The organism is Cedecea sp. NFIX57, assembly GCF_900177785.1.
Taxonomy (GTDB): domain Bacteria; phylum Pseudomonadota; class Gammaproteobacteria; order Enterobacterales; family Enterobacteriaceae; genus Cedecea; species Cedecea neteri_C.
The window spans coordinates 1-11,653 of the sequence record NZ_FXAS01000058.1 but is presented as its reverse complement, the minus strand read 5'-3'; the positions used below and the strand labels follow the sequence as shown (position 1 = coordinate 11,653).

The window sequence follows — 11,653 nt, the reverse complement described above, 5'->3', positions numbered from 1 at the left end:
TCATTGTGGTGCCGGACACGTTATCCACATACCAGCCGGCAATGCGGTGGTTGTGGTGACGTGCAAAATTTTTCAGAGCTTCTTTTGCCCGGGTTACATCCTGCCCGGACGTGGATGCGCGAAGATAGCCGAAAATGAGCATTTTTGCATAACCTGGTCACGTTAAAATGGTCGCATGATTAATGGTATCATTAATATGGTAACATTGGCACTCATTAGAACACACATTCGTGGTCATACTGGGGTATACCCCAATGTTACAGGCTGACGCGCCCGCCGGGCTTGTCCAACCCTTCGCCTGCTCAGATGCAAGCTCTGAACAGACTCACGGTTTGCGCGGTGGGTCGACAAAATTAAATACGGTCACCTGAAATATTTTCTGGCACACTTTTTCCGATAGTGCCGGAATGTCCACCCCATTGCGGCGCGGGGATAAGGTTGTAAACTTTTACTGATGAACGAAGTAGCCCGTTGGGCATTAGACAACACGGAGCAAACCTTGGCTAAGGTAACCAGAATTCAGGCCGGAAGATACGCAGTAGATGATGGGCGTTGCATTATAAAAAATAACTCTGGGTGGCTTATTGTTGATGCTAATGGCGCTCATGATTTTGGACCTGTCCCCACATTAGCAGCAGCTAAGCAATATGTTGAGTCTGGTACTGTTCCACTAAGGCAACACAATTTCTCTACATCTCATGGTCGAAGACAAAGTAAAAAAGAATTTAATGCGTATTTGGCATCTGAAGCTAAAAATGGCAATCCAATGCCAGTCATTCTTTGGGTAATTGTCCTTTGCATCATGTGCGGCATTGTAGTGGCAGTTCGAGGTTATTAATCTTGGACAGAATTGCTGTGTGTCCAAACCAGTCCGTGATGTGTACAATAACCGCACGAAATTAAAGGCCTATAAAAAGAGGGTATATATGAGTAAGTTATTAGATTCGAATCCAGAGGGAACCGGCTATACAAGTATTACCTAGGCTAATAACTGGTTTCTCAGAGTTAAAGCTGAAAATGGTCAGGTTAAAGTATATCCGGTTGCGGTTTGGGCATCAGATGGTTACGCCGTGAAAGGGCTGATATCAATGTTTAAGGGCGATGTTCCGGCACTGTTTACGGCTCCACCGGGTTTCACAAGCCAATATGTTCACGCTGATCAACTTACTGACGAAGAAAAAATAGAAGTTAAAAAAGTTTATCACTTTTGAATCAAAGCCGCACATGCGGCTTTTTTTTGGACAGAATGACGCTAACGTCTAGGCTGGTGTGGGGAAAACGTAACGGGAAGGATTTGCCTGCAGTTCTGCGACGGCACCGGTGGATTGGGCTCCTGTTAGACAACCGGAGTAAAGCAATTAATCAAAACGTGATTTCGCATGCGAAATCTATTGCATATCATTGTTGATAGTCTAAAGTTTCTCTGTATACTGTTTGTGTTGTCATAAAATCACGACAACAAACGCAGTGGCAGATAGCTGCTTCTGCATCTGGCGAAACGCCTGACTCACAGGAGTGTGTATGAAATACCGCAATAAATTCATTTCATTATTGAAATACTCTTTCAAGCCGTGCCGCCCCTTCTCAAACATTTCGCATGCGAAATCTTAAGGACTGTTACATGACACTGAAAATTGGACCTATCGGAAAACTGATCGTTGTATGTAGCCAGAAGGGCGGAATCGTTAAATCGCAGTCATCCAGTGAAATTGCACATGATCTTCGTAAAGCTGGTTTCCGCGTGCTTGAAATTGATATGGACTGGACAACTGGTCTGACAGAGAGAGCTTTCCCCGATGACTTACCTTATGAGATAGAACGCGAACCTTTAAGTAACAGTTTTACACCTGGTGAGGCGAATACATATCAGCTTTTCTTTCCGGAAACAGAGGTTCGACCGATTGAGCTTCCTGGTGGGCGTTTCTTTATCGGTGCAACCAGTGAACTTAATGAAATTAACTACCGCAACAGCGACTGCATGTTCGACTTCAGGGACCGCATTGAAGAACTAAAGAAACAGTTTGATTTTATTATTGCTGATTCAGCTCCATCGTATTCAAATGTTATGATCGCAGCGCATATGTCAGCTGATTACCTTCTGATCCCTACCCTGCTGGAGAAGCAGGCCCGTAATGCAGTTGGTAAACAGCTTACTTATATGCAGAAAATTAAGCGGAACTATAATCCTTCGCTGCAATTCATGGGGACATATGTAACTCAGACGCAGGTGAAAAATTATAAAAAACCGCTTAAAGAAGGATATCTGGGGCCTATTGATACACTGAATCTAAATCTTCTCATCGAGATTATTCAAGGAAAAGGCTACTCTGAAGAATACATTCTCGCCTATATATCATTTGTACCTGCTGCTGCAAAAGAAGCGATCGAACTTGGTCTCTCCTTTGATGAATATGACCCTAAGTGTCTTCCTGCAATTCAGTATAAAGAACTTACCCAGAAAATTATTATGCTCGCAGGAGGTAAGTAATGGCCAAAAAACCGTTTATGAAGCGACTCCAGGCGCAGCAGGAAATGAAAAAGAATGCTGCTGTTGTTTCTGATATTGAACAGGTCATTGCAAATAAACAGCCAGATGAGCAGAGCCATGATATAGCTGCGCACCAGATTATGGCGGATATTGCCCGCCCGGATATCGAACCTGATGGACAGATAATCCGCGTCGATATAAATCTGGTTTATGCTGAAGAACAAGTGCGACCTGAAGAAGACTTCGAGGAAGATATCATCGATGGTATGTCTGATACCTTCGAAACTATAGGGATGCTTACCCCGCCTCGTTGTTATCCTCGTGACAGACGTGGCTACCAGATATGGTTAGGCGAAACGCGTGTTCGCACTGCTCGAAAACGTGGTGATACCCATATTGATATTTATGTTGGTAAACCACCACGGGAAAGAAAAGAACGCATCATCGGTCAGCTTATTGAAAACCTGCAGCAGTCTGGTTTGAAACCATTAGCGACCGCAAAATCGTTCTATGAGCTCAAGCATCAGTTCAATATGACGGGTGAGCAGATCGCAAAAACAATGGGTAAGCCTACCTCATTTGTCAGTAAACACCTTCGTCTCATTGATGCACCGGAAAATGTTACCGCCCTTCTCAGGGATAAAGTCACATCTGATGTTGATCTGGCATACACACTGATACAGGTAAATGAAAAGTCTCCCGAAGAGGCCGAGAAGCTTGTCGCAGCTGCGAGGGTGTCTGGTATTTCACGCGCGCAGGTTAAAGCGGTTCTTGATGAAGTGAAGAACAAAAGCAAAGGTGAGATTTCGCATGCGAAATCGAAGGCTCAGAACAAAAAACCAACCAAGCCTTCGGACAGAAATTCAGGTGTAAAAACTTGGCAGGTTGTTGTTGAGATTGACGGCCAGCAAGGGGTAATAATGACTGACCGCGCGCCAGACGAAGCGGGGTATGTGTGGGTTAAACTGGAAATTGGTGAGATTTCAATTGAGGCTTCTGAACTACGCGTCAAAGGGATGCGCTCTTTGTGATGAAATCTACCCCGTTCACCGAAATGGCCACGGCATTCCGTGGCCGAATTGTCCGCCTCTGGGCGCTTCGATATCCCGGAACCCAATCCGAAGCTGCTGCCGCATTAACCGAAGCGGCTATCAATCTTGGATACGTTACAAGAAGCAGGCCCGTACCCGGAGCGGCGTTACTTTCATGGTCCTCTAACCCGGCTGAAACTCCGTTGTGGGCGGCTCAGACTGCGCTAACGTTGATGCTCAGCATCGGCTGGAAGCCAGAAAGTAACCAGGACTGGTGTGGAATGTCGGCGCTGATATTCAGATCCAATCGTACACTTCCACTTGAGCAGTTAGTCGCTTCCTTGCCTGATAGTATAGACAGGCAAACTGCTACCGGATGGTTCGTGGCTGCAATTGAAGAGGATGCCCACTACCGTTACAACAGGAAATCCAGATGACCTTTCAAGAGCTTGATGCTTGTATCGCAGTCTCTGGCAGACGTTCTATCGCTTCTGCGTTAATCGCTTTTATTCTTGATGCGCTTGATAGCGGACAGGACGGAGTTGATCTTGATACTTTCCAGAGCCACACGCGCTTCGTTCGCAATAATGTAACCACGGTAGCCAGCTATCTGCAGCTAAATGGGATTATCCATATACTGTATTACCGTGATGGTGCTGCAGAGCGTCAGTATGAGTCCGTTAATAATTACGGGCGGTGGGCAAAGCAGCACTATCGTCCTTCTGAGGCACTTATACAGCTGCATCGACGTGATTGAACCAAAATATTTCGCATGCGAAATCTATCTAACCTAAGGATTAAACAGAGTGCCGGGTTCAAAGAGAATTTGCAGGCAGTGTCTGAACGATGACCGTTATCTGAACAATATCATCGCAAGCGATCCTGATGCCTCAGAATCATGCGATTATTGTGACTCCGAAGAGATGACGATGTCGATGGAAACACTGGCTGAAAAGGTCGACTGGTTGATTGAAAACTATTATAGAGGCGGAGAATATAACCATTATCTGGAAGAGTATGAAGGTGAACCACTCTTCTCACTTCTGGAGCTAGAGGTTACAGGCAATGATAATACCATCAATGACTTATCGGAACTGCTCGATGAGTTATGGTTTGACTGGAGCTCACATGAAAGAAAATATGGTGATGATCCACATTTTGTTGAAGCTGTAACCATTTCAGGAAACTTGTCCAGAAAATGGAATTCAATGGAAAGGAAACTTCGGGAGAGTAATCGATTCTTTAATATGGATGCGATGGCTACTTTTGAAGAAGTTTTTGGCTATCTTTACGAAAATCATCCCTCAGCATTTATCGATTTTGAGCCAAACACATCAATTTTCCGTGGTCGAATTTTTCAGTCAGAAGATGCACTTGAAGCTTCATTAAGAATGCCCGAGTCGAGTTTTGGTCCTCCTCCCCCTGAACTGACACCATCTGGTAGAATGAATGCAAGAGGTATCTCAGTCTTCTATGGCGCTACGTCCAAAAAAAATGCTATATCCGAAGTGCGACCACCTGTAGGGAGCTATGTAGCAGTTGCAGAGTTCGCTTTGCTGCGGACAGTCCGATTACTCGATCTGTCCAGTCTCAGAGGGCTGGCTGTTAACGGGTTTAGCCGTTTTGACCCTGAGTATCTTCTTCGATATGAACGCAGTAGTTTTATTCAGTACCTCTCCAGAAAGCTTGTTATGCCGGTTGTTCCTGAACTTGAAGAAGCAAATTACCTGCTGACACAAGCTATCGCAGATTATCTTTCAACTTCTGAACGCTACGATCTCGATGGGATACTGTTCACTTCTGCACAAAAGCCAAAGGAAAACACCGACCCATCTGTCAGGAATATTATCCTGTTTCATAAATCATCTGGGGTACTGAATGCAGACCGAAGGTACCGGGAAGCTGGCGTAGATCTGTATCAGCAAGATGCTGATATCTCATACTTTGCCCCAGAGATAACGACAACTCCCGAAGATTTCCGTCGTGAATTTAAAGCGCTCTCAAGTAAGAAAAATAGGGAAGATATACTTGAGTTAAAACTCGATGGCATAGAAATTCATAAAATAGAAGGTGTTGATTACTCAACATCAGAAACAACAGTCACGCACTATTTAACGGAAGGCGCGCAAAAGAAGTGATTTCGCATGCGAAATCTTTTGGTTGCAGATCATCGTATCGTAGCCACAGGGAGATCACTCCAGCGTGTAGTATAAGATGGTGAAAGCATTTCTCGTTTCATCTGCCAGTCAGGAGCGATGCCTCGTCCCGCAAACCACACTTTTCCCAGTCCGGAATGGTTAATACCGTCCACGACTTTCATCAGCTGGTTGCTGTTGCTTCTGGGCTGAATATCATCGAACAGGTTCAGCTGCGAAACCCCCGTAGGCGTGAAATCGTTGAGCATGCAACCCGCTTTTGCGTATCGATGCCCATTCACCCAGATCCGATCCAGGGCTTTCACCGCTGCGGCTATAATGTCCCTGGTATCCTGCATGGGAGTCAGTAGCTTCTCGCTGGCCACATTCCCGTAATACGGTTCGTTCACCGCGAACGGTGACGTTTTTACAAATACAGCAATATGTCTGCAGAACTGCCGCTCGGCACGCAGCTTTTCAGCTGCACGCTCAGCGTACTGACAGACTGCCTGCCGCATAGCTTCATACGTCGTGACACGCTCCCCAAATGACCGGCTGCAGACAATCTGCTGTTTCGGCGGGGGCGCTTCTTCCAGCGAAACACAGCTTTCTCCGTTGAGTTCCCGGACGGTTCTCTCCAGCACAACGCTGAAATTTTTCCTGATAAATACAGGGTTCGCGCGCGCCAGCTGCAGTGCAGTGGTGATACCCATTGTACCCAGTTTCCTGGATATCCTGCGGCCAACTCCCCAGATTTCCTCTACCGGCTGCAGCGACAATAGTTTCTCTGTTCGCTTTGGCTTATCTGGCGTCAGGGCAAGCACCCCCCTGAACTGTGGCCACTCTTTGGACGCCCATTGTGCGCTTTTAGCCAGCGTTTTGGTCGGCCCCATCCCGACGCCGATTGTCAGCCCCGTTCCGGAACGCACGTGCTCGCGCAATAGCCGACCGAAGTCCTCAAAATCGATGCAGCGGTCTATGCCGCGAATGTCCAGAAACATCTCGTCGATGCTGTACTGCTCCACGCGTGGCGCCAGCTCCTCGAGATGAGACATAACCCTGTTCGACATAGACGCATAGAGCTCGTAATTGCTCGAGAACGTGATGACCGGCTCCGGGAATTGTACCGTCTTCAGCTGGAACCAGGGGACGCCCATTTTAATACCCAGCAGTTTCGCTTCGGCACTGCGCGCGATGACGCAACCATCATTGTTACTGAGCACCACAACGGGCCTGTTACGCAGGTCAGGACGAAATACTTTTTCACAGCTAGCGTAGAAGCTGTTGACGTCAGCCAAAGCGAACATCAGTTACTACCCCGCGTCTTGTGTATGAATGCCGTCACCACGCCGAATATCTGCAGTTCTTCCGGATAGAGGGTGGGGTAGGCGGGATTCATCGGCAGCAGGGCAATACGGGGCTTAAGCTGCAGGCGTTTAACGGTGAACTCGCCATCTGTTTCCGCGATGACAATATCCCCCTGCATGGGTTTTTCAGCTTTGTCGACAACCATTAAATCACCGGAGTGCAGGCCCATATCTTTCATCGAATCACCAATGGCCCGGACAAAGTAGGTCGCGCTGGGGCGACGGATACAGTAGGCATTCAGATCCAGTTCGTCTTCGGTATAGTCTGCGGCCGGTGACGGAAAACCTGCCGGGCAGCGCTCTGTGAAAAGCGGTGCGGTGGACAGTGCTGGCTCAGATGCGGGGGTGACAAAAAGGATCATGGCATACCTCTTAAAATGCCTGTTTTTATATACAGTATTATTTAAGATATTTCCCGTCCTGCAAGGAGAATTTTACCTGCTCCTGGCATGTGGTTGTTCTGCCAGAAAAAACAGGTGCAGGGGTATCCACAGAAACGGTGCATAACCCTGTGAGTGGATGTCTGTATCTCACCGCCTGCTAAGTCAGTGGCTCAATAAGTTCCCGGCCCTGGTTCCCGGGATTGCCAACAGCCCGGCTGACGGGGTGCCATGTGAAATCTTCGGCGGAAAGGCTGCCCTCACGGGCAATGTCTTCCGCTTCTTTACCGGTTGTATTTTCGCTGAGCCATTGACGTGCGGCATCCGGTGAGTACACGAGCGGTCGCCGCTCGTGAATGTCCAGCAGTCCCTCATCCGCAGCTGCCGTGACGATCAGGAATCCTTCCTTGTCATTGCTGTTCTCAAAAGGTGGCTTCCCTATGGCCGCGAGCAGGAGTGGATTTCCGTCCTTACGGTAAATGAAAAACGGCTGTTTTACGCCGTTTTGCTGTTTCCACTCGAACCAGCCGTCGGCAAAAACAATGGCCCGTCCGTGCTCCCAGAGTGGCCTGAACATCCGGCTGCCGGCCGCAGTTTCACTTCGGGCGTTGATGAGAGCGGGTTTGTTCCACCACTCCGGGGCATATCCCCAGTGAACCGAATCGAGATGCAGCTGCGAGCGGCGTTCACTCAGCAGCAATACCCGGGTTCCGGGCGCTACGTTGTAGCGGCCGACGGGCTCCGGATCATACGGAATATCCCGTTCTGCTTCTTCTCCGAGAAAGGCCAGGTACTCATCGCGGGAGTTGTATTGCGTAAACCGACCGCACATTGTGTTTCTCCGCTGTGGATCTGTAATCAGATCAGGGTTCACCTCAGTTCTGAACATAGGCCGTATTTCAGGTTCCTGCCATCGTGTGGCCGCCGTGCCGCTACTGTAGCCGGGTGGCGGCTGATGCAAGGGAAGCGTAAACGCCGTCACCTTCACCCGGTCGCAGTTTATTTCAAAGGCATTATTCGCTGTCTTCCCGTCGTTCTCCGGCTCAATATTCGCCGTCAAACCGTCCAGCCAGCTCCTGCTTTTTACTGCGCTGCGGCTTCGGTGATGCCCTTGCATCTTCCGCTGGTCACCCGGCTGTTGTATCGGCACGGCGCAAGCAGCGTCGCATTTAAGTAAGGAGAAATGATTATGTCCCGTCTGATTTTGGGTGACTGTGTACAGGTAATGGCTGGCTTCCCGGAGAAGGCTGTCGATCTCATACTGACTGACCCACCCTATCTCGTTGGTTTTCGCGACCGTCAGGGGCGCACCATTGCCGGCGATAAAACGGATGAATGGCTGCAACCTGCCTGCCATGAGATGTATCGCGTACTGAAAAAAGACGCGCTGATGGTGAGTTTCTACGGCTGGAACCGTGTCGATCGCTTTATGGCTGCGTGGAAGAATGCCGGATTCAGCGTGGTCGGCCATCTGGTGTTCACCAAAACCTACACATCGAAGTCCGCTTACGTCGGCTATCGCCACGAGTGCGCTTATATCCTTGCCAAAGGCCGTCCGGCTCTGCCGCAAAACCCGCTACCGGACGTGCTGGGCTGGAAGTATTCCGGTAATCGCCATCACCCGACGGAGAAGCCGGTGACCAGCCTGCAACCGCTGATTGAGTCTTTCACACATCCCGGCGCGATTGTCATGGACCCCTTTGCGGGCTCCGGCTCCACCTGCGTGGCGGCGCTTCAGGCGGGTCGCCGTTACATCGGGATTGAACTGCTGCCGCAGTACCACCGGGCCGGGCAACAGCGGCTGGCCGCCGTCTTGCGTGCCATGCAGTATCCGGCCGCTAACGATGAGTTTCCGGAGGCCGCGTGAAGAATTATCAGGGCCATGAAGCCCTGCGTGACGACCTGACGGAGTTGTCCGGCACCATGAGCGACCTGCGCCTGCACATCCGGGCGCTGGAAGTGAAATATCACGCCGGAAGTCCTGCGCTGGTTGATGCCCTGGCCGCTGATTTCCTGCGCAACCTCAACGAGCAGTATCTGAGTGTTTACATGCGCGTGCTGGCGTTCAGCGACTGTTTTCACGACTGACGGCGACCGGGCGGTGTTCCGCCCGGCCTTTTATCTGAATATGAGGATATTACCTATGTACGGAACCCGTGAAGCGCTTTGTGACGAACTGGCGCGAATGTTTACCCCGGACGAACCCCTGTCATTGCTGGTCTGGACGGAGGAGGGCATTCATGCCGCGTGCCGGGAGCTTCGGCCGACGGATGAAGAGGTTACGGCCCTGCTGGAAACGGTTGGCAACAGTGATATGGGCGTGTATCGCCGGGACGGTGTCACGGATGCGTCGGTGTGCGACCTGCTGGCCCGCCACCGGGAAGCCGTTAACCGACAGGTGACGGTCCCGGCGCAGGTGCTTTCGCGTCTGGTGCGTGATGCCGAACGTGAACTGAACCACCAGGAGGGGCTGGCCTGGGAGGTGGGCGGGCCGACACCGGCGCGTATCCGCCAGGGCATGGCGGATGTGGCGCTGCTGAAAGCGTTGCTGGCAGCATGAGATGAAGCCGGGGGACGTCCCGGCTTTTTTTATTTTCGGATTCGGATGTCGCGCGAGCGCTCCGCTTTTCAGGCTCACCCTCCACGCTGTTCCGGTTTCGCGGTGAGAAAGGGGCCGGGCGGCATGGGGCGACGAGCGTACCGCTGTACGCCTGGCGGGAATAAGTTCTCTGCCGGTTTCGTGTTGCCTGCGGGCTGTGCCGTGCATCCATTTTAGTCGGGCTGTCGGGGATACAAGGGTAAAGTGCACGCGGCGGTCACCCGGTCCTTCCTTCCCGTCAGCCGTTATCTTCCGGTCGTTCGCCCGCTCAGGTTTCACGGTCTCACCCTCCAGCTCCCGTCTGCCGTGCGCGTCAGGCTGCGGCTTCCCTTGCGCCCTGGTATCCCCGACTTATCGCCCGACGGTCATGGATGCACGGCACCGCCCGGTGTCGCAGACCATGTGATTACGGAGGTTTATCATGCAATATGCAACACATCAGCACACCCTCAACGTTGAAGAATCCGACCGCCTTTCTTTCCTGCCGTATATGTTCGGCCCCGATTTTATGCTGGCTGAACTACAGGTGTACGCCCTGGCAAAAAAATGGATGCCCGATTATGACGGCGGTTTCTGGCATTTCATCCGTCTGCCGGAGGGCGGCGGGTACATGATGCCCGACTGCGGGCAGGTGCATATGGTCAACGGTGAAAACTGGTTTGATTGTACCGTCAGCGCTGATGCCGCCGGAATTATTCTGACGTCGCTCGCCATTAACCGCCGTTGCTGGATGCACCACGACTGCGGTAATGCCGCGCTGGCCCGCCTGTTTATGCAGCGCGAATCGGAACTCTGGAGCCACATCGAGTTTCATCCCGAGTGCGCCGCCATTTACGCCGCGCTGGACTGAGGCAGGGCAGGGCGGTGATGCCGCCCGTTTTTTTTGCCGGGCTGAACGGGGGCGGGGTGTGGCCGCGCGCAAAACCCCTGGCAGGCGACGCCTGCCGGCGGAGAAGGCCGCGCCTGCGGCGCTGCTCCCATCCGCCCGTGTCTGCTGTCCTGGCTGTTTTCTCTCCGTACTCTTCACCGTGATGCTCTTCTGCTTCTGCTTCTGCTTCTGCTGTTGATGCTGGTTGAGGCGGGTACTCCCGTGGTAATGCCGGTTTTGCTGCCGGACCATCCTCTGGCGTTGGGCGACTTCCCTGCGGGAACCGGGGCTGTCATGCTTTGCACTGAGCCAGCAAAGCTGTCTCTGCCCGGCCCCTTCGGGGCAGCGGGTTTCCATCCCACTGTCGCGAGGTCCACCCCACGCTTGCGGCATCCGCGCACGGATGCGCCGCTCTCACCAGCCCGGCGGTCAGGCTGCCGGGCTTCTTCGGTGCAACGCCGTTTCGCGCCCGCGCTCTTCGTCGTTGCGGCGGGTTCCTGCTCATTCCTTGTATGGTCATTTCACCCCTTTGAGTCCTTTCGCCGGGGCTGAGACAAGCACAGTCGCTGTCAGCTGTCCAGGGTAAATGGCACGCGGTAAACCGCGCCTTGGACATCCGCCATCGCCCGCGCTGGTTTACGCCCCTGCGGCGAACGGCTCTCAGACGGGTGAAGGTTACAACCAGCGGGAGTGTGCAGCAGGTCCCCGCAAAACGTCAAAACCGCGGCCCCGGCAACTCGACGGGTGATGGTTTTTTAAAGAAAAAACAGGTTCAGAGGGAGGAA

At 51.6% G+C, this 11,653-nt stretch carries 13 protein-coding genes; 9 read left to right on the top strand and 4 right to left on the bottom strand.

What is annotated here, in order from left to right; all coding sequences use genetic code 11:
• The coding region (locus B9Y90_RS24655) for a recombinase family protein (protein ID WP_176227923.1) at window positions 1-142 on the bottom strand (142 nt) is incomplete at its 3' end.
• Between the two features lie 357 nt (window positions 143-499).
• Here B9Y90_RS24655 and B9Y90_RS24650 point away from each other — a divergent pair.
• From B9Y90_RS24650 to B9Y90_RS24625, 5 genes are all read left to right on the top strand, one after another.
• Entirely contained in the window at window positions 500-838 is a 339-nt protein-coding gene (locus B9Y90_RS24650) for a hypothetical protein (RefSeq protein ID WP_254902754.1), read from the top strand.
• A gap of 783 nt (window positions 839-1,621) precedes the next feature.
• Window positions 1,622-2,488, top strand: coding sequence for a ParA family protein (locus B9Y90_RS24645; protein ID WP_085542956.1), 867 nt, complete (start codon window positions 1,622-1,624; stop codon window positions 2,486-2,488).
• Window positions 2,488-3,519: a ParB/RepB/Spo0J family partition protein gene (locus B9Y90_RS24640; RefSeq protein ID WP_085542955.1), complete on the top strand. Its 1,032-nt coding sequence runs from the start codon at window positions 2,488-2,490 to the stop codon at window positions 3,517-3,519. Before B9Y90_RS24645 ends, B9Y90_RS24640 begins: the two co-directional genes overlap by 1 nt.
• A gap of 433 nt (window positions 3,520-3,952) precedes the next feature.
• Window positions 3,953-4,276: a hypothetical protein gene (locus B9Y90_RS27015; RefSeq protein WP_176227922.1), complete on the top strand. Its 324-nt coding sequence runs from the start codon at window positions 3,953-3,955 to the stop codon at window positions 4,274-4,276.
• 172 nt (window positions 4,277-4,448) lie between these two features.
• The gene (locus B9Y90_RS24625) at window positions 4,449-5,657 is read left to right on the top strand and encodes an RES family NAD+ phosphorylase (protein WP_254902753.1); all 1,209 of its coding nucleotides are present in this window, start codon (window positions 4,449-4,451) and stop codon (window positions 5,655-5,657) included.
• 29 nt (window positions 5,658-5,686) lie between these two features.
• On the opposite strand, the gene B9Y90_RS24620 is transcribed toward B9Y90_RS24625, so the two are convergent.
• The 3 genes from B9Y90_RS24620 to B9Y90_RS24610 all read right to left on the bottom strand — a co-directional run bounded on the left by B9Y90_RS24620 (window position 5,687) and on the right by B9Y90_RS24610 (window position 8,233).
• Window positions 5,687-6,961, bottom strand: coding sequence for a Y-family DNA polymerase (locus tag B9Y90_RS24620; protein WP_085542953.1), 1,275 nt, complete (start codon window positions 6,959-6,961; stop codon window positions 5,687-5,689).
• The gene (gene umuD / locus B9Y90_RS24615; protein WP_085542952.1) at window positions 6,961-7,383 is read right to left on the bottom strand and encodes a translesion error-prone DNA polymerase V autoproteolytic subunit; all 423 of its coding nucleotides are present in this window, start codon (window positions 7,381-7,383) and stop codon (window positions 6,961-6,963) included. Before umuD ends, B9Y90_RS24620 begins: the two co-directional genes overlap by 1 nt.
• A gap of 178 nt (window positions 7,384-7,561) precedes the next feature.
• Window positions 7,562-8,233, bottom strand: a complete 672-nt coding sequence (locus tag B9Y90_RS24610; RefSeq protein WP_085542959.1) for an SOS response-associated peptidase family protein — start codon at window positions 8,231-8,233, stop codon at window positions 7,562-7,564.
• Between the two features lie 357 nt (window positions 8,234-8,590).
• On the opposite strand from B9Y90_RS24610, the gene B9Y90_RS24605 reads away from it, so the two are divergent.
• From B9Y90_RS24605 to B9Y90_RS24585, 4 genes are all read left to right on the top strand, one after another.
• Entirely contained in the window at window positions 8,591-9,268 is a 678-nt protein-coding gene (locus B9Y90_RS24605; protein ID WP_085542951.1) for a DNA methylase, read from the top strand.
• Window positions 9,265-9,489, top strand: a complete 225-nt coding sequence (locus tag B9Y90_RS24600; protein WP_085542950.1) for a hypothetical protein — start codon at window positions 9,265-9,267, stop codon at window positions 9,487-9,489. Before B9Y90_RS24605 ends, B9Y90_RS24600 begins: the two co-directional genes overlap by 4 nt.
• Before the next feature lie 55 nt (window positions 9,490-9,544).
• The gene (locus tag B9Y90_RS24595) at window positions 9,545-9,961 is read left to right on the top strand and encodes a DUF1380 family protein (protein WP_085542949.1); all 417 of its coding nucleotides are present in this window, start codon (window positions 9,545-9,547) and stop codon (window positions 9,959-9,961) included.
• Between the two features lie 460 nt (window positions 9,962-10,421).
• Complete coding sequence (locus B9Y90_RS24585; RefSeq protein ID WP_085542958.1) at window positions 10,422-10,850, top strand: antirestriction protein; 429 nt, start codon at window positions 10,422-10,424, stop codon at window positions 10,848-10,850.
• The last annotated feature ends 803 nt before the right edge of the window (window positions 10,851-11,653 follow it).

What these genes read in the sequence shown, in the direction of transcription:
- B9Y90_RS27015 (WP_176227922.1), top strand. Translation starts at nt 3,953, where the DNA reads ATGACCTTTCAAGAGCTTGATGCTTGTATCGCAGTCTCTGGCAGACGT.
- B9Y90_RS24585 (WP_085542958.1), top strand. Translation starts at nt 10,422, where the DNA reads ATGCAATATGCAACACATCAGCACACCCTCAACGTTGAAGAATCCGAC.
- B9Y90_RS24620 (WP_085542953.1), bottom strand. Translation starts at nt 6,961, where the DNA reads ATGTTCGCTTTGGCTGACGTCAACAGCTTCTACGCTAGCTGTGAAAAA.
- B9Y90_RS24605 (WP_085542951.1), top strand. Translation starts at nt 8,591, where the DNA reads ATGTCCCGTCTGATTTTGGGTGACTGTGTACAGGTAATGGCTGGCTTC.
- B9Y90_RS24645 (WP_085542956.1), top strand. Translation starts at nt 1,622, where the DNA reads ATGACACTGAAAATTGGACCTATCGGAAAACTGATCGTTGTATGTAGC.
- B9Y90_RS24595 (WP_085542949.1), top strand. Translation starts at nt 9,545, where the DNA reads ATGTACGGAACCCGTGAAGCGCTTTGTGACGAACTGGCGCGAATGTTT.
- umuD (WP_085542952.1), bottom strand. Translation starts at nt 7,383, where the DNA reads ATGATCCTTTTTGTCACCCCCGCATCTGAGCCAGCACTGTCCACCGCA.
- B9Y90_RS24610 (WP_085542959.1), bottom strand. Translation starts at nt 8,233, where the DNA reads ATGTGCGGTCGGTTTACGCAATACAACTCCCGCGATGAGTACCTGGCC.
- B9Y90_RS24640 (WP_085542955.1), top strand. Translation starts at nt 2,488, where the DNA reads ATGGCCAAAAAACCGTTTATGAAGCGACTCCAGGCGCAGCAGGAAATG.
- B9Y90_RS24625 (WP_254902753.1), top strand. Translation starts at nt 4,449, where the DNA reads ATGTCGATGGAAACACTGGCTGAAAAGGTCGACTGGTTGATTGAAAAC.